Source organism: Gracilibacillus lacisalsi DSM 19029, assembly GCF_000377765.1.
In the GTDB taxonomy this organism is placed as follows: domain Bacteria; phylum Bacillota; class Bacilli; order Bacillales; family Amphibacillaceae; genus Gracilibacillus; species Gracilibacillus lacisalsi.
Map to the genome: position 1 here is coordinate 116,192 of NZ_KB898668.1, position 17,958 is coordinate 134,149.

The 17,958-nt window shown below is 35.7% G+C and carries 17 protein-coding genes, 1 pseudogene and 1 other annotated feature; of the genes and pseudogenes, 4 read left to right on the top strand and 14 right to left on the bottom strand.

Features of this window, described 5'->3' with window-relative positions:
• Positions 1 to 5 precede the first annotated feature (5 nt).
• From rsmB to D569_RS0112295, 8 genes are all read right to left on the bottom strand, one after another.
• Complete coding sequence (gene rsmB / locus D569_RS0112260; RefSeq protein WP_018932720.1) at positions 6 to 1,361, bottom strand: 16S rRNA (cytosine(967)-C(5))-methyltransferase RsmB; 1,356 nt, start codon at positions 1,359 to 1,361, stop codon at positions 6 to 8.
• Complete coding sequence (gene fmt, locus D569_RS0112265) at positions 1,358 to 2,296, bottom strand: methionyl-tRNA formyltransferase (protein ID WP_018932721.1); 939 nt, start codon at positions 2,294 to 2,296, stop codon at positions 1,358 to 1,360. The genes rsmB and fmt overlap by 4 nt, the downstream gene beginning before the upstream one ends.
• Before the next feature lie 14 nt (positions 2,297 to 2,310).
• Positions 2,311 to 4,719, bottom strand: a complete 2,409-nt coding sequence (gene priA, locus D569_RS0112270) for a primosomal protein N' (protein WP_018932722.1) — start codon at positions 4,717 to 4,719, stop codon at positions 2,311 to 2,313.
• A 2-nt stretch (positions 4,720 to 4,721) separates the two neighbouring features.
• Positions 4,722 to 5,921 (bottom strand): bifunctional phosphopantothenoylcysteine decarboxylase/phosphopantothenate--cysteine ligase CoaBC, encoded by a 1,200-nt coding sequence (coaBC, locus tag D569_RS0112275; protein ID WP_018932723.1) that lies wholly within the window; start codon positions 5,919 to 5,921, stop codon positions 4,722 to 4,724.
• Positions 5,922 to 6,003: 82 nt separating this feature from the next.
• Positions 6,004 to 6,219 (bottom strand): DNA-directed RNA polymerase subunit omega, encoded by a 216-nt coding sequence (gene rpoZ, locus D569_RS0112280; protein WP_018932724.1) that lies wholly within the window; start codon positions 6,217 to 6,219, stop codon positions 6,004 to 6,006.
• Positions 6,216 to 6,836 carry a guanylate kinase gene (gene gmk / locus D569_RS0112285; protein WP_026287317.1) on the bottom strand — a complete coding sequence of 207 codons (621 nt, stop codon included), beginning with the start codon at positions 6,834 to 6,836 and terminating at the stop codon, positions 6,216 to 6,218. Before gmk ends, rpoZ begins: the two co-directional genes overlap by 4 nt.
• Positions 6,837 to 6,850: 14 nt before the next feature.
• Positions 6,851 to 7,111, bottom strand: coding sequence for an extracellular matrix/biofilm regulator RemA (gene remA / locus D569_RS0112290; protein ID WP_018932726.1), 261 nt, complete (start codon positions 7,109 to 7,111; stop codon positions 6,851 to 6,853).
• A gap of 32 nt (positions 7,112 to 7,143) precedes the next feature.
• Positions 7,144 to 8,022 (bottom strand): YicC/YloC family endoribonuclease, encoded by an 879-nt coding sequence (locus tag D569_RS0112295; protein ID WP_018932727.1) that lies wholly within the window; start codon positions 8,020 to 8,022, stop codon positions 7,144 to 7,146.
• Positions 8,023 to 8,375: 353 nt separating this feature from the next.
• On the opposite strand from D569_RS0112295, the gene D569_RS0112300 reads away from it, so the two are divergent.
• Positions 8,376 to 10,094 carry an Rqc2 family fibronectin-binding protein gene (locus D569_RS0112300; RefSeq protein ID WP_018932728.1) on the top strand — a complete coding sequence of 573 codons (1,719 nt, stop codon included), beginning with the start codon at positions 8,376 to 8,378 and terminating at the stop codon, positions 10,092 to 10,094.
• Positions 10,095 to 10,247: 153 nt separating this feature from the next.
• Here D569_RS0112300 and D569_RS0112305 read toward each other — a convergent pair whose 3' ends face one another.
• From D569_RS0112305 to D569_RS0112320, 4 genes and pseudogenes are all read right to left on the bottom strand, one after another.
• On the bottom strand, positions 10,248 to 11,126 hold the full coding sequence (locus D569_RS0112305; protein ID WP_018932729.1) for a manganese catalase: 879 nt from the start codon (positions 11,124 to 11,126) through the stop codon (positions 10,248 to 10,250).
• 56 nt (positions 11,127 to 11,182) lie between these two features.
• Positions 11,183 to 11,407 (bottom strand): DUF3892 domain-containing protein, encoded by a 225-nt coding sequence (locus D569_RS0112310; protein ID WP_018932730.1) that lies wholly within the window; start codon positions 11,405 to 11,407, stop codon positions 11,183 to 11,185.
• Positions 11,408 to 11,551: 144 nt separating this feature from the next.
• Positions 11,552 to 12,779, bottom strand: a pseudogene (locus D569_RS23440) (MFS transporter).
• Positions 12,780 to 12,862: 83 nt separating this feature from the next.
• Positions 12,863 to 13,125 (bottom strand) — a binding site (T-box leader).
• Positions 13,126 to 13,265: 140 nt separating this feature from the next.
• Positions 13,266 to 13,568 (bottom strand): metal-sensing transcriptional repressor, encoded by a 303-nt coding sequence (locus D569_RS0112320; protein ID WP_018932732.1) that lies wholly within the window; start codon positions 13,566 to 13,568, stop codon positions 13,266 to 13,268.
• 376 nt (positions 13,569 to 13,944) lie between these two features.
• Here D569_RS0112320 and D569_RS0112325 point away from each other — a divergent pair, with 376 nt between their 5' ends.
• Complete coding sequence (locus D569_RS0112325; RefSeq protein ID WP_018932733.1) at positions 13,945 to 15,645, top strand: DUF2207 domain-containing protein; 1,701 nt, start codon at positions 13,945 to 13,947, stop codon at positions 15,643 to 15,645.
• 173 nt (positions 15,646 to 15,818) lie between these two features.
• On the opposite strand, the gene D569_RS0112330 is transcribed toward D569_RS0112325, so the two are convergent.
• Positions 15,819 to 16,226, bottom strand: a complete 408-nt coding sequence (locus D569_RS0112330) for a VOC family protein (protein ID WP_018932734.1) — start codon at positions 16,224 to 16,226, stop codon at positions 15,819 to 15,821.
• Positions 16,227 to 16,561: 335 nt separating this feature from the next.
• Here D569_RS0112330 and D569_RS0112335 point away from each other — a divergent pair, with 335 nt between their 5' ends.
• Positions 16,562 to 16,804 (top strand): hypothetical protein, encoded by a 243-nt coding sequence (locus tag D569_RS0112335; protein ID WP_018932735.1) that lies wholly within the window; start codon positions 16,562 to 16,564, stop codon positions 16,802 to 16,804.
• 24 nt (positions 16,805 to 16,828) lie between these two features.
• A complete protein-coding gene (locus D569_RS0112340) occupies positions 16,829 to 16,981 on the top strand; it encodes a small acid-soluble spore protein P (protein WP_018932736.1) in 153 nt (50 codons plus the stop codon).
• Between the two features lie 518 nt (positions 16,982 to 17,499).
• On the opposite strand, the gene D569_RS0112345 is transcribed toward D569_RS0112340, so the two are convergent.
• On the bottom strand, positions 17,500 to 17,886 hold the full coding sequence (locus tag D569_RS0112345) for a VOC family protein (RefSeq protein WP_018932737.1): 387 nt from the start codon (positions 17,884 to 17,886) through the stop codon (positions 17,500 to 17,502).
• Between the last annotated feature and the right edge of the window lie 72 nt (positions 17,887 to 17,958).

Sequence of the window (17,958 nt, forward strand, 5' to 3'; positions counted from 1 at the left end):
CCCAGTCAACTATCCCTAACTAGTCTTGTCATGAAAAAGCCATCACTATTAATATCTTGAGGGAAAATCTGAATCCCCCACTCACTACGACCGCTACTGTCCTCCAATACTTCTGGAAGTTCAGCAAAAAATGCCGGATCCACTCGATAAGCTGGGTGTTTTGCAAGGAAATCCTTGATAACTTCTTCATTTTCCTCTTGATCAACGGTACAAGTGCTATACATCAGTTTACCTTCATTTTTTAATAATGGTTCTACATGGTGTAGAATTTCTTTTTGAATTGTTGCTAGCTTCCTGATGTCCTCACTTGTCTTATTATATTTTATATCAGGCTTACTCCGAAGTACACCAAGACCTGAACAAGGTGCATCAATTAGAATTCGATCAAATGTATGGTTAACGTGCTTTTCTTGTAGCTTTCGTGCATCTGATTGCGCTGCCTGAATAGATGTTAGTCCTAATTCTTTTGCTTTTTTGTTGACTAATGCTGCTTTTTTCGCGTGCAAATCATACGCAAATACAGTCCCGCTATCATTCATTTTTTCAGCGATATGTGTTGCTTTTCCTCCAGGTGCACTACATGCATCAAGCACGGTCATTCCTTCTTTTAAGCCCATCAATTCTGCAACCAACATAGAGCTTTCATCTTGAATGGTAAATAAAGCTTCCTGAAACGTTTCATCTTTCAAAATATTACCTTCTTCAATGACTAAACCTTGCTCTGAAAAATCGGACAATCTCACCCTTATATGACTATTTTCCAACCTTGAGAGTAATTGCTTTCTAGTTATACGAAGCGGTTGGACTCGAATAGACACTTGTTTATGTGTAATATTGGTTTGACACATTTGTTCGGTGGTTTCGATTCCGTATTGCTGATTCCATCGCTTTACCAGCCAGAGTGGATGACTTGTTTCGATACTAACTCGTTTCACTGGATCATTTATAAGCTGATAATCAGGAAAACCGTCCCGTTGTGCCGAGCGTAAAATACCATTGACAAAGTTGGCAATTCCTTTATGTCCTTTTCGCTTAGCAATTTCAACAGATTCATGAATCACGGCATGATCTGGCACTTTGTCCAAATACTTCATTTGGTAGAAAGATAAATAGAGTAACCATTTCACCCATGTATCGATCTTTTTGTTCGATTTAATAAACGTGTTCAAATCATATTCAAGTGTTAGCTTTCTTTGCAGTGTACCGTAGACGATTTCAGTAAGTAATCCTCCGTCTCTTGGTTCAAGTTGGTGTTTTTTAAGCATTTGATCAATAACTAGGTGACTATATCCACCTTGATCACTTATGCGCATTAAAAGGTCGAGTGCTATGTTCCTAATGTTGTATAATTGTTTTGTCATTCGCCTAGTTTCTCTCCTACTGTCATATTGCTGCCTACACCTCTAAGAAAATCGGCTGTCGTCATTTTTTTCTTTCCTGCTGGTTGTACTACTGTTAATTGTATTGCTTTGTGATCACCTGTTGCAACAAGAAGGCCTTCTTCACTAATGTTAATCACGCTACCTGCTTGCTCGTTAGTTGTTTTGTTTACCTTGGCTGCTTGATAAACTTTAAATACTTTGCCATTCCATGTTGTAAATGCAACCGGCCAAGGATGTAATCCTCGAATACGATTATAAACATCTTGTTGTGGCAGCATCCAATCAATTTCTTCTTGATCTCGAGTAATATTTGGCGCAAATGTTGCTTGACTATCATCTTGTGGCTTTCGATTAGCCTCCCCTGAAAATATCGAAGGAATCGTTTCTAGTAATAAATCTGCTCCCAATTCTGATAGTTTGTCATGTAATGTTGCTACGTCATCATTGTCTTCAATGGTAACTTCTCTCTGACTAATGACATCACCAGCATCTAATTTTTCTGCCATATACATAATGGATATTCCCGTTTTATCATGCCCCTCCAGAATTGCATAATGAATCGGTGCACCACCCCTTAACTTCGGTAATAATGACGCATGAACATTAATACAACCAAACTTCGGGATTTCTAATAACCCTTTTGGCAGTAATTGACCAAATGCAGCGGTAACAATAAGATCAGGATTTCTCTTCTTAATTTCTTCATAGTCGTCTTTAATTTTTTCCGGTTGAAATACTGGAATATCATGCTTTTCTGCTGCCACTTTCACTGGTGGAGGTGTCAGGATTTTTTTTCTTCCACGAGGGCGATCAGGCTGTGTTACGACTAAATCAATGTGGTAGTCTTCCTTAATCAATACTTCTAAAACTGGCACAGCAAAATCTGGCGTCCCCATAAAAATGATTTTCTTCATTTAAAAAACTCCTCTTACATTAATGAATATGGTTCAAAATCGACTTGTATCGTTAAATCATGTCGTTGAATATCATCATAATAATGTTCTTGTATTTTGCGAATAATTTCTCTTTGATTCGGTTCATCCTTATATTTTACCATGCACTGGTAGCGATATCTATTATTTATACGAACCATTGGTGAAGGAGTAGGTCCTAAAATAGTGGCATGATCTGACAAATATTTATATAACAGCTTACAAATTGTTTTGGTTACTTCTTGTGCCTTCCATTGATTTGGATGTGAAACGGTAATTAATGTCAAAAAATAATAAGGGGGATAATGAAAGCTTTTACGCATCTCCATTTCTTGCAAAAAGAACTGTTCATAATCATATTGACTAGCTAACTGTACACTGTAATGTTCAGGTGTATAGGTTTGAATAATAACTTCTCCAGGTAAACGATGTCTTCCTGCTCGTCCACTCACTTGTGTCATCAGTTGGAATGTTTTTTCAGCAGACCTGAAATCCGGCAAATGCAACATCGCATCGACTGCTAAAACACCTACAAGCGTTACATTTTCAAAGTCTAGTCCTTTAGCAATCATTTGAGTACCTAATAAAATATTGGCTTGTCCATTTCCAAATTGCTCTAAAAGCTTTTTATGCGATCCCTTTCGTCTCGTTGTGTCAACATCCATTCGAATCACACTAGCCTCAGGAATATGTTCTTTTAAGGCTTCCTCAACTTTTTGCGTTCCTGTTCCAAAATAACGAATGGTTTTACTTCCGCATGTCTCACACTCTTTCACCATAGGTATCTGATGATCACAATAATGGCATTTTAATTGGTGAGAGCTTTTATGGAACGTCAAGGCGATATCACAATTCGGACATTTCATCACATCTCCACATTCACGGCACATCACAAAAGTAGAATATCCTCTTCTATTTAAAAATAAAACAACTTGCTGGTTCTGATCGATCCTTTCTTTTATAGCATCAAGCAATTTTCGTGAAAACATGGTGCGATTTCCTGCATATAATTCGTCACGCATATCGACAATATCGACAGGAGGCATCGTACCTTCATTCATTCGATCAGGCATTTCTAATAAGTGATAAACGCCTTTTTTTGCTCTAGCATACGATTCTAACATTGGTGTCGCACTCCCTAAGACTACAGGACAGTTATGATAAGCACCTCGTTTTTTAGCAACTTCTCGTGCGTGATATCGTGGTTGTTCATCTTGCTTATAACTGGTTTCATGTTCTTCATCAATGATGATAATACCAATATTCTCAAATGGCGCAAAGATTGCCGATCTTGCTCCCACAACAACTTTCACTTCTCGTTTATGAATCTTTGTCCACTCATCAAATTTCTCTCCTGGTGATAATGCACTATGTAAAACCGCCACTTCCGACCCAAATCTGCCTTTAAAACGTTGCACCATCTGTGGTGTAAGTGCAATTTCAGGAACCAATACAATGGCCTCTTTTCCTTGATTTAACACTTTTGCGATCGCTTGTAAATACACTTCTGTTTTACCGCTACCTGTTACACCATGTAATAGAAAGACTTGATCCTGTTTCTCTTCAATTGCTTGCCAAATTGGTTCGATCGCTTGTTGTTGTTGCTTACTTAATGGTAGTGGTTGTGTTCTTTCAAATTCGTTACCTTGATAGGGATCGCGATAAACCTTTTTTTCTATTTTCTTTAAGAGCTTCTTCTCGACTAATTGATTAATGGTAGCTGTCGTCGTTTTGAAATTAGTTAAAAGTTCTTTTTGTTCGATCGGATCAGGATGTTGAATAAAGTAATTAATGATCTGTTTTTGTTTTTTCGCCCGGTTCGATATATCTTCTAATGCTTCCTCTAATAAGTATGTCTCTTTATCCGGTGCAATAAACAGTTTTGTTTTCTTCGTTTCTTTAGATTTAACGATATAATTGATTTGAACATGTCCGTTGCGTACCTCTTTTAATAATAGATGATAGTTACCATTTCTTTCGATAAATTCATCGTAATCGATAACGGCTCTTCCTGCAAAAAGTTTTTGCAATTCATCTGGTAATTCGTAATCTGTTAATGCCTCAATTTCCTTTTTGTATTTTGCCTTTAATATCTGCGGTAACATCGCCTGAAATGTTTGGATATAAAAGCTAACCGTTTGCTCGCTAATCCATTTACCTAGTTGCAATAACTCCTCTGTTAAGACCGGTGTAAGATCCATCACTTCATCAATAGATTTGAGTTTATCAAAATCAGAGTGATCAACAACGTCTAATACAAAGCCCATTATTTTTCGTGGTCCAAATGGAAGTGATACACGCATACCTTTTTGCACGAGATTCTCAAGCTTTTCTGGTATCAAATAATCAAACGTATGATTTGTCTGGTTTGAGGGGACATCCACAATAACTTTTGCTACTCGCATACTTAAACCTTCCTTAGTTCAGATTCTATTAGTTGAATAATCTGTTTGGCAATGTTCTTTTTGCTGGCCTGTTCAATTGCCTGTTCTTTCCCATCTCTCGTCATAAATAAAACTTCATTTCGATCAGAAGCAAACCCGATATCTTTACGGCTAATATCATTGAGTACAATGGCATCAAGATTTTTCTTCTCAAGCTTTTTCCTTCCGTACCTCTCAATATCTTGTGTTTCTGCAGCAAATCCAACAATAAATTGCTTTGTTTTGTGTTGTCCAAGATAATGTAGAATATCCGTGGTCCGTTCCATTTCTAGTGTCAATGGTCCATCTTGCTTTTTCATCTTGTGTTCGTTTCTTAATGTTGGACGGTAATCTGCTACTGCAGCGGCCTTAATAATAATATCCATATGCTCATAATGCCTTCTCACTTGTTCAAACATTTCATCCGCACTTGTTACCTCAATCGTTGTGACGTTTACCGGAGGGGTTAATGTTGTTGGTCCTGTTATTAAAATGACTTCCGCCCCGTTTTCCATTGCTGCTTGTGCTAGTGCATATCCCATTTTTCCAGAAGAATAATTGGTAAAAAAACGAACCGGATCTAAAGCTTCTCGAGTCGGACCCGCTGTAATTAATACTTTCTTTCCCATCCAGTTATTTGTTCGATTTGTTTCCATTTCTAATAGTTCAACAATGTTTTCCGGTTCTTCCAATCGACCTTTACCAATATAACCACATGCGAGATAGCCATCACCTGGTTCGATAAAGCGGTAACCCCAATTCTCCAGTGTATGTAAATTCTGTATCACAGCTGGGTGCTGATACATATGAACATTCATGGCAGGTGCGATATAAACAGGTGCTTGTGTAGCTAAAAGAGTAGTGGTTAACATATCATCCGCAATTCCATTTGCTATTTTGCCTAAGATATTTGCCGTAGCAGGAGCTAACAACACTAAATCAGCCCAATCTGACAAATCGATATGTGCTATTTTTGCAGGATCTTTTTCATCAAATGTGTCTGTATAAACCGGATTTCTTGATATCGCTTGAAAAGTAAGAGGTGTCACAAATTCAGTTGCATGTTCCGTCATTATTACTCTCACATCTGCCCCAGCCTGCGTTAATTTACTAGTTAATGCAACTGCTTTATAAACAGCAATGCCACCAGAAACTCCTAAAACCACTTTCTTTCCGTTTAACATATCGGTAACCCCTTTCCTGATATAGAAGAAACCCCCGCAAGCAGAAGCAATGCGAGGGAGTCTCTTCTATTCAACATCGATATTATTCATTGATCATTTTATACTCAGGATCTACTGTTAATTTCTCTTCTAAGATTTCCTCCAAAGCAAGCCCTACGAAAGTTGCTGCTCTAGGAGTTTCTACCTGGTGCATTTTCGTATCTTGAATTTGTCGTGCTCTTTTGGCAGCAAGTGTTACTAATGTGTATTTGGAATTAATTTTTGTTTGTAATTTATCAATCGATGGCTCCAAAATCATTTTTCATCTACCTCCAATAATGCTTTGTATTGTTTTGCCACTCTTTCGCGTTTACAATGTTCACTTTGTACAATTGCACGAACTTTTCTGACAGCTTCATTTATATTATCATTTACCACAACATAATCATATTTATCCATCATTTCAATTTCATTTCGTGCTTCTTTCAACCGGTTCATAATAAGGTCTTCTGTTTCCGTTCCACGGTCGATAATTCGATTTTTTAATTCTTCCAGACTAGGTGGTATTAAAAAGATAAAGACACCTTGCGGGAAGTTTTCTTTCACTTGTAATGCACCTTGAACTTCAATTTCAAGAAAGACATCATGGCCTTTCTCAATTGTATCTTCGACATATTGTTTTGGTGTGCCGTAATAGTTGCCAACATACTCGGCATATTCTAACATTTTTTTCTCATCTATCATTTGTTCAAACTGCTCACGTGTTCGATAAAAATAATCGACACCTTCTTGTTCTCCTTCACGCATCGCTCTTGTTGTCATAGAGATAGAATATTTTAAATTCGTATCTTGTTCAAATAACGCTTTTCGTACTGTTCCTTTTCCTACTCCAGATGGTCCAGATAGAATAAACAGTATTCCTTTCTCATCTATCAACATAGCTCCTCCTACTACTCTTCATTTATTTCGTCATGACTAATCACTCTTTGGCCGACAGTTTCTGGTTGAACAGCTGACAACACTACATGGTCACTATCTGTAATGATAACCGCTCTTGTTCTTCTGCCATATGTAGCGTCTACCAGTTTATTATTATCTCTTGCAACCGTAATAATACGTTTGATTGGAGCAGATTCTGGTGACACAATGGAAATAATTCTATTCGCAGACACCACGTTTCCAAAACCTATATTAATTAACTTCAAACTCATCTCGAGCTCCCCCTTAAATTGTAAAGAACAACTTATTCTACATTTTGTATTTGTTCTTTCATTTTTTCTGCTTCACCTTTTAAATAAACAATTTGCTCACTGATCCACACGTCATTTGACTTAGAACCTATTGTATTTAACTCTCTGTTTAATTCTTGAACAATAAAATCTAATTTTCTACCAATCGGATCAGTCTCCTCCATTATTTGCTGAAATTGCTTAATATGACTTTTTATTCTCGTTAGCTCTTCAGAAACGTCGCCTTTTTCTGCAAGCAGTGCAACTTCCTGATAGAGTCTCGAATCTTCGGAAACAGGCGTATCTTCAAGATATCTGTTAATACGCTCAAGTATTCGCTCTTGATACTCTATTATAACAATTTTTCGTCTTTCACCCAACTGTTTTATATTATGAAGTATATTTTCTGTTCTCATCAAGAGATCTTTTCTTAACTCAGCTCCCTCGGTTGTACGCATTTGATTAACTTTAGAGACCGCTTTTTCCAATGTTTTTTTCATATGTGTTTCTGTGTCAGAATTTATTTCTTCTTTTTCTTCAATGTGAAATATATCGGGAAACTGACTGATCATTTCCACTGAGATTTCTCCTGCCAACTGGTATTTTGTTTGTAATTGTTTTACATGATCAACGTATTGATCCACTAAGTCCCAATCTGTCTTTAATTGTTTACGGTGTGTATAGGCACCAGAAATATGTATAGAAACGTTGATTTTCCCCCGTTTCATCTTATTTTGGATGATTTTTTTTAATTGATCTTCAATAGGCAATAAAAAATGAGGCATATGAAAAGTAATGTCGAGATAACGATGGTTAACCGCTTTAATTTCTGCACTAATTTCTAACTGTTCATTCCGAAACTCTTCTCTGCCAAAACCAGTCATGCTTAACATATTTCATATCCCTTCCATTTACAGTATAAACACTAGTTTCTAACCATAATCATCATATCAAAAATTCTATTCAATAGACAAATAATTCTGTTACCTATGAAATTTGTGTTCAGAAAGTTGCCAAATAAGAAGCCAGAAGGTAAAGCGGTGTAGTTTCGAATCGCGAAACGTGTCCTTTTAAATACGTGAGCACAAAGAAAAGCTCCATAGAACTACATCGCACGCCGGAAAAGTGTTCTTTTTTTCCAAGGTACGGAGAAACAAGAAAACAAAGAGATTCGCCGCTTAACATTTGGTGACTTTTTGAACAACTTCTATAAGAAATGGTATAATGAAAGAATGAGGTGATTGAAATGGTTTTTGATGGAATTGTTACACGCGCAATAACACACGAACTTCATCAGGAAATGGCATCAGGACGTGTATTAAAAATATATCAACCTACAGATACTGAATTACTATTTACAATTCGAAAGTTCGGTACCAATAAACAACTTTTAATTAGTGCTCATTCAAGCTATGCTAGGATCCATTTTACAACAGATACATACGAAAATCCTCCAGAACCTTCGATGTATTGTATGATGCTTCGTAAATATTTAAATGGAAGTTTTATTGAATCGGTTGAGCAAATGGAAAACGAACGAATCATTCATATTCATTTTCAGACGAAAAATGAAATCGGAGACCAAAGCGTAAAAACATTGATAGTGGAACTGATGGGGAAACATAGTAATATTATTTTAGTTGATCAAGAACGTCAGATGATACTTGAAAGTATTAAACATGTTTCAAGTGCTCAAAATCGACACCGATCGATTTTACCTGGTAGCACGTATGTGCAACCACCTGATCAAGGGAAATACAATCCGTTAACCATTGACGGAGATACCTTTATTCGAAAATTGGATTTCAATGCAGGTAAACTTGATCAACAAATTGTCAATACCTATATGGGGGTTTCCCCTGTTTTAGCAAAGGAAATAGTAGCGCAAGCAGGGCTTGGAAAAACAGATGCATTTAAAGACGCATTTACAAGCATTCAACAACAAATACTAGAACATCAATATGAACCTTTTATATCGAGGAATAAAAAAGAAGGATTTTATGTTTTACCTTTATCGTTCAAAGATGGAGAGAAAGAGTATTTTAATTCTGTCAGCAGTATGTTAGATACGTTTTATTCCGGTAAGGCTGAACGTGACCGAGTAAAACAAAAAGCTGGTGATTTATTACGCTTTTTAACGAATGAACAAAAGAAAAACAAACGAAAGTTAGTGAAATTAGACAAAACATTGGAGCAAGCGAAAAATGCGGACCGCTACCAACGAGATGGAGAATTGTTAACAGCTCACATGCATTTAGTGAAGAAAGGCGATAAAGAAGTCACAGTAGTCGATTACTATGACCCAAATCAAGCAGAAAGAACGATTGCTTTAAACGAGAATAAAACACCAAGTGAAAATGCGCAAGCTCTATTCAAAAAGTATCATAAATTAAAAACGTCGAAACAGATGGTTGAAGAAGAGAAAAAGAAAACCTATCAAGAAATGGAATATTTAGACCAAGTGATCGAACAAATTGACACTGCTAGAGAACAGGATATCGAGGAAATACGCGAGGAGTTACAGGAACAAGGATATTTAAAGAAGCGACAAACAAAAACAAAGCAAAAAAAGAAAACGAAAAAACCAGTTCCGGAAACCTTTTATGCTTCAGACGGAACGGAAATTTTGGTTGGGAAAAACAATAAACAAAATGAATATTTGACCAATCGTATAGCACGCAAGGATGAAGTCTGGTTGCATACAAAAGATATTCCCGGTTCACACGTTGTAATTCGTTCAACAGACCCTAATGAAGATACGTTACTGGAAGCAGCACAGTTGGCCGCTAATTTCAGTAAATCAAAGCATTCTTCTTCTGTTCCAGTTGACTATACCTTAATCAGACATGTAAAAAAACCAAATGGTGCGAAACCAGGCTTTGTTACTTATGATAATCAAAAGACATTGTTTGTGACACCTGATCAAAGTTATTTGACAAAGTTAAAAGCAAAGCTAGACAATTAGTCGGTCTGGTATATTCCCCCTAAGATGGAAACAGATTAATAAATAAAATCTTTTTCCATCTTGGGGGATTTTTATACCTGCAGGTTCTATGCTTATTACCACAAAGGTCACGCCAATGTTAACAACAAGCGACAGTACCTTAAACTGTTATTTTTATGGTTGATCATTGTTATTATTTGGATCCATTTTTCCTTCACCTCGTTGGACTCTCATTTCTAAAGGAGGTGTACCATGAATGTATGTTGGCCCTGGTTGTAATTTAGGTTTTTGTCCCATCGCTTTTGGATTTTGAATATATTCAAAATTAGCCTGACCATCAAGAGTTGGACCATTTGCCCATCTTCCTGTACTGCTTTCTTCTCCTTCAGAATAATTCATAAACGAATACGAAACCTCTTGTTTTTCATACTCTTGGTTAAATGTACTAGGAACTACAGCACCTTGAGATTGTTCTAATTCTTCAATTGCAGCCATCCATTGATTTTGATGCATTGTATCGCGCGCAATTAGGAAGGAAAGCATATCTCTAACTCCTGGATCCGTTGTCATCTCGTACAATCGAACTACCTGAAGTCGCCCTTGAGATTCTGCATTAAGATTCGCCCTAAAGTCAGCTAGCAAGTTTCCACTGGCTATTGTATAACGGGCATTCCAAGGAAAACCTACACTATCATTAGGCTGTGCACCTAGTCCATTAACAATTGCGTGTTGAGGGTTCATACCGCCGAGAACAGCTTCAACAGCTGGATCTTTAGCAACTTGTTCTTGATCATGGGCAGGCGCACCATCTAATAATTGAGCAATCATTGTTGCAATCATTTCAACGTGTGCTATTTCTTCTGTTGCAATATCGAGAATCATATCTCGGTACTTACCTTCAGCACGACAATTCCATCCTTGAAATAAATATTGCATCATAACAGACATTTCACCATACTGTCCACCTAGAATTTCTTGTAATTTTTTCGCATATACTGGGTCTGGCTGACTTGGTTTGGCATCATATTGTAGCTCCTTAACATGATAAAACATTTACTAACCTCTCCTTTTTGTTAGGAATAATACTTCACAATACCAATTTTTATATGTTAAAACTGCGGCAAATTATCTAAGTTATTACTGGGATCACCATCTGCATTACTACGCAAATGCTTATCTCCATCCCGTCCTTTAAATGTATTGACATGTTCGATCTCACCGTTATCTGCCATTTGTTGTGCTTGTTTATAATCAACGACTTGTCCAGAAGATAATTTCATTTTCACAATATCTCCATCTTCATTTTTTTGAACAGCAACAATTTGTTCAGCCATTATATCGCCTCCTTTATTTCCTATTTTGCTTATTTTTTTTAAATTTATTACGGATTTCTATAGATCAATTAATTACAAGATCACATATTGATCAAAGTTAACAAGTAATTTGGTGGATATTATCTAATATTTTCTTTTCACCCCTTAACTAACTTGATATAGTTCTCTCTTTGATGGGGATAAACTTACTGTCAATAAGATTAGTGATAGCAACATCATTACTATTGTTCCTAGAATTACTGTTATTTGAATTGAAATAACTTGAGCAGCAGCTCCCATGATACTCGTGGTAACTATTATTAACATTGCTTCCACTAAGCTAAAGAAACTTCCAACTCTCCCCATCACGTCAGTAGGAATATTTGATTGGTAAAATGTAAGAAATCCCGTATTAGCATAGGAAATAAAAAAGGCAAGAATAAAAAAATCCTATTCCGGCAATAAGGAATGTATTAGAAAAAGCATATATAACATAACCAAATGAGACTAAAACCGTACCTATTCCAATTAAAATAGAATTTGTTATCCATTTTACTTAAAATGAATTTATAACTGCTCCTACCACGATTCCTCCACCTGCTATGGATACAAGTAGCCCATATTCGCTATCCGATAAAGATAAAACTTCTTTTGCAAAGGCAGCTTCGAGTGAGTCAATTGAACCAGCCAATACAACCATTACAAAACTAAACAAAACGTAAACCACCATTATATATTTCTTTTCACGAATGAATTTCAGTACTACGGTCCAATCATTTATAAATAGCTGAATGGAGATATTGTTACCTTCTGAGGAAGGAATGCTCTTCTTTTCTAAGTTCGGCATTAAACAGGTGATCAATCCAGAAAAGAATAAAGCTATTGCATTTATATAAATTGCAATTATAGGATTACTAATCAGAAACAATAATCCTGCAATAGCTGGGCCAATTAAAAATGCCCCTGAAGTAACTAAACTATGAAGTGAATTAAACCTTTTTCTATCTTTAGCAGGTATTAGTTTAGTTATATAAGTCATTGATGTTGGTTCAAACATTGAACTCGCCATGTTTATGATAAAAACAACTAGATATATGAGGAAAACGGATGACATCAAAGGCAACAAAGCTATCAATATAGATCGTATCAAATCAAGAAATATCATAAGTTTTCGTTTGTTTATACGGTCTACAAGACTCCCAGCCCAAAAATTTGTCAATAAAGTAGCTAAAGCTTTAATAACATACAATCCTGATACTGCAAGAGGTGAGCCAGTCATATCTAAGACGATTAAGTTAAGTGCTATAAAGTAAATCCATTCGCCTACATTTGAAACACCAATACCCAGTAATAAGATGGACGGGTATTTCCAAGACATAATAATATTCTTCATTCATACACCCCCATTATACATCCTTGAAATATTGTCAAATTCTTTAAAACAGTACAAAAAAATCTCACCCCCAAGACCTTAGTCTTGGGGGCGAGATTTAAATTTTATAGTCGCGGTGCCACCCCAGTTTATTAATATGTCACCATATTAACCTCTTCAAGTACGACAAAAGATAATTTTGCTTATACTTTAGCCCTATAACAGGAGCCCCTGTCACGCCATCATTTTATAAATCCAACGTGATACTCTGAGGTTTGTTTCAACAAAATAATTCATACTCCTTTTCACCTACTGGAGCTCTCTGATATGAATCCATTTAGTTTACTCTTCTCGTCATTGTATTTTGCATTTGAATGTATAATTTTATTTATGTTAACATTTGGTAGCTAAATATTCAATATTTTCATTAAACATAGTTAAAGAATAGCGTCTATTATTTATTTGACATGAACAATATTCATTTATATCATATCCTTGAAAGAATTCTTAATTGGAAAACTGCTTCATGACATTCAGTAATTCCTCAATGGTTTCTTGTCCCTCACCTTGCTTGATCGCTTCACTGACGCAATGTTTGATATGTCGTTCTGTGACTGAAAAACCTACATTTTTAAGTGCTGATTGAATGGCACTTATTTGAACTAATACATCTACACAATATCGATCATCTTCCACCATTTTTTGTATTCCTCGAACCTGACCTTCTATACGTTTTAAACGGTTAATGACTTTTTGTTTTTCATCATTGCTTCTTGGCTTAATTGGTTGGTCGTGTAAAAATTCATCCACAAAAACACTTCCTCTCTTTGTACTTACTTCATATCCATTATGGGTTTGTGTATTTTTTACAAGCGAACTGATAAAGTAAAGCTATTATACCATATCAATGCATCACCAGTTATCGTTCAATTACTACGCATTATATAGTACACTTGGATTATTGCTGAGTCCTTAGTTAACCATAATAACTCCATAATTGTAGTCATCTATCTAGTTAATGAGATCACCTCTTGAGTTACATAATTTTGCTTTTAAAAATTTCTACAACATTGGCAACACGATCTTAATATATGAACTTAGCCCCTGTTGGGATAACCTGATCACAATGAGTGAAACCTTTTATACAACCAGATCGTATATAAATTAGAGAGGAGCTTGAAACATTATGAAGAAGAACCTGCTACTAATTGCTTTTGTTTTTTCTATTTTTTTACTACCTCAACAAGTCTTTGCAGTCGATTTTTCCATTACAAACACAGAAATTAATGCATATTTACAGGAAGATGGTGATGTACAAGTTAAAGAGCAACATACCTATCAATTTGAAAGTGACTTTGATGGAATCACTCGAACATTAATACAGAAAGAACAGACAGAAATAACTGACTTCCAAGCATTTGAAAACAACAACTCTTTAGATGTTGAACAAGAAGAGAATCTTTTTAAAATTTATCGAAGTGGTTCAAACGAAGAGATCAAAATTGACCTATCATATACCATTACCAATGGAGTAGAACTATACACGGACTTGGGGCAATTTTACTGGCCTTTCTTTGACACCAGTAACGAATCCACGTATCAAAATATGGATATTTTTATCCACCCGCCTCAGGAAACTGAAGATGTGCTGACATTGGGGTATGATGAAGCTTATGAAACTGCGAGTATAGCTTCAGATGGGATTGTGCATTTTGCCATGGGTGAAGTTGAAAGCGGGACAAATGGTGACATCCGTGTAGCTTATGATGCTTCACTTTTCCCTGCCGCGGATCTTAAAGAAAACAAGACAATTCGCGAAGATATTCTAGCAGATAAAACTGAATTAAAGGCAAAACAAGAGGCATACGAGAATAGACAAGATCTATTAAGCCGTATCTCCCCTTATATTGTTAGTGGTTTATTTATTTATTTAATCGTGCTAGTTATGATCGGATGGAGAAAAAAGAACAGCAGGTTAAGAGAAGTAGTACGTAGCTCCATGCAATCACTATACTTACCGAATCAAGAGTTGAGTTTACCAGCTACTATCCTTTATATCAGAAATATGTCAGTGAGTAGTGAATTGGTTTCGGCAGCATTATTGGATCTGGTTAGAAAAGGGTATGTTAAACGAGATGGTGAAAGTAAATTTGTTGTCGTAAGTTCGAACACAGACTTTCAGCATGAAAACATATTAATCGAATGGTTATTCCATAAAATAGGTAAAAAAGGTGTATTCTCCTTAGCAGATCTTGAGGCCTATACAAAGAACAAAGATAACCATTCGACATACCACAATGACTTTGGCAAATGGATGGAAGCTGTAAAAGAAGAGGTAAAACAGAACCACCTGTTTGAAAAGAAAAAAGGAGTTCGTTGGACAGCAGGTATTGTCAGTCTTTTAATCATTCCCTTTATTATCATGCTAGGTGTACACTCTCTTTTAATGTGGATGATTTTCTCTATCTTTCTTAGTTTCTCCTTATTGCTATTCGCTATATTCTACCAACCCCTAACTATTCAAGGGGTTAGGATCAGGCAACAATGCAAACAGCTCAGCTCCAATTACGAGAATATCAGTGAAAACGATTGGAATGAATCGATGAGTGATGAACATATGCAAGCATATATTTATGCAATCGGTACAGGTAATAAGTCAATGCAGAAGAAATTCGAACACCTTAGTAATAATTTGTCCCCAACCTCTAAAGCTGATAGTAGCTTGCAAACAAATGACTTAGTGATGTTTATCCTTATTGCGAGTGCAATAAATAATCAATTTGACAATACTGTTTCGACGGTGTCCGCTACTACTAGTAATAGTGGAAGTGTTCCTGGCGGCGGAACAGGAGTCGGTGGCGGCGGTGGAGGTTCAGGTGCCTTCTAAAAATAAAAAGGTTTCGATCATAAATTGAGTGATCGAAACCTTTTTATTAATTTAGTAATAACATTCTCACTTTACTAAACATAAATCCCTTATCAAACAACCGACAGCGGAAAAAGCTTATTAAAGAAAATCATTCGTTTGTGCAATTACATAGTTAAAAAAGTATCTATTATTTATTTGACATAAGACCTATTCATTAATACTATTTGCCAACTTTCAGGGTCTTCTACGGTAATCCCCTGTTCTTTCCAGTATTCATTCTCTGGTTCCGCTTCTGGATAACCCAGTTGCTTTAACCGTTTCGATACTATTGCGATTTCATTTTCATCGGTTATATAGAAAACTAAGACATTGTCATTTGTAGGGGCAGGACAAGGACTGCCATCAATATGACGGGTGAATTCTAGATGATAATTAACATCTGGCAATCCAAATATAACTCCTTCATACCCTCTATGACCTTTAAATTGTTGAATTTGTTTAAGCCCTAACCCATTTTGATAAAAATCAATGATTTCTTCTAATTTGTCAGTAGGTCTAGCTATTCTTACTTGAGCTGCTGTGAAGTCCTTGAATTCCAAATATAAACATAAACCATCCTTTCTTTTAAATAGAATTTTTCAAAGAACTCATTTATACCTTAACATAATTACCTAATATTGGAGATAAAAATCCTTCTACTATGATTAAATTGGATCTAACGCAAACTGAATCAACCTATAAATTTACCCCCCTCTACATATATGTGCTTTAATGACATCCCATTTTTTACTTTGATGATGGATCATATATTGTCTAAAAAAGGTTAAAGCCTTCGTATAATTTAGTAGGAATCAGAGAAAATAAAAGGTAAGTATCGTTGAAACTTGGTAGCAATACTCATACAAATAACAAAGTAACCATGGAGGTGTTTTCCTTGAATCAGCCTTACCGGTGTCCTAAATGTAAAACAAACCGTTCACGTTTTAATGTAATTGAACAAGTTGTCCAACCAGTAAAATTAAACTCAGCTACTGGAGAAGTGATCAATAATTACGAGCAGGAACCGTTAGAAGCTTTTCATGTCGCCTACAACGGCCCTACTAAGAGAATACAATGCGGTGTATGTGGCTTAATTGAAGATGAAAACACCTTTATTAAGTATGCTCAAACAACATAAATAAATTATGGAGGATGAATAAAAATGACCAAAAATCGCAAAGGACCAAAACAACACGAACAACCTAATTTATCCCAAAACGTACAACTGCCCTCTGGTGAACCATTAGCAGGATCGCATAAAGTAAAAAATAAAAAACATTCCCGACAAAAACATGATGCATCACATGACATGTGAGGACCCTGTTCAATACGAAGTACAGGGTAGGAGTTATTCTACAAGCTGGACCGATTGCTAAAGAAAAACACTGCATATCAAAACAATTGTAAATCAACGTTTTCACAACTTATCTTTAAAAGCAGGTTCGGCTTTTTTATGATATAAATTATATTGAATGCAAACTAAATTGTTACCATATTAACTTGACTATTTTTTAAACCAAGTGCAGATCTAATTTTCAGTGCTATTCACTAAAATGTTTAATACATTTTATTATTATAATATGTGTATCAACCTCTTAATTTTTATTCAACAACCGCCCCGTTAGTTAACAAGAAAACCTACTTTTTATTGCTCCGGACTAACTCTTCTCGAACTTTTTAATTTCTTCGGTCTGTTTAAGAAGTTTATTATTAACCTTCCAGGATCGTATATTCCAAAAAATCCATCAAAGATAAAAATGAAAAGAAGTAACTCTATTATTTCCCTTCTTTTTGTTACTATGGCTACTCGTTAGTGCTATAACCTTAATACAACTACTTCGCGTTATATGAACCACTTGAGGGATTAATTTCTCCTAATTCAATTCTATTTCCATCAGGGTCTTTTAAAACCGCAATAGCCCCCCAAGCAAATTTTAAATTTTTATGTATAAAGACAACATCTTTTTCCTCTAATTTTTTCACTTCAGTAGTTAACGAGTCTACATCAAATCGTAGTACAGTGGGATTCTGCTTTCTCTGTTTTTCTTGAACTGAACCAACTCCACCTTGTTCTACCATTAAATAACCATTTGGTAAATCAAAAGCAACTAGAGTTTCTTTAATATTTCTTACAGGTAATTGCAAAATATCTCTATAAAACCTGATACACTTTTCGTACTCTTCAACAAATAATATCAAACCAAACTCTCTAAAATTCATACAGTCACTCCTGATCTCATTATAAGTTTTATTTAATAATTGATTACCAATGTTTCTTAAAAATCGCCTAAT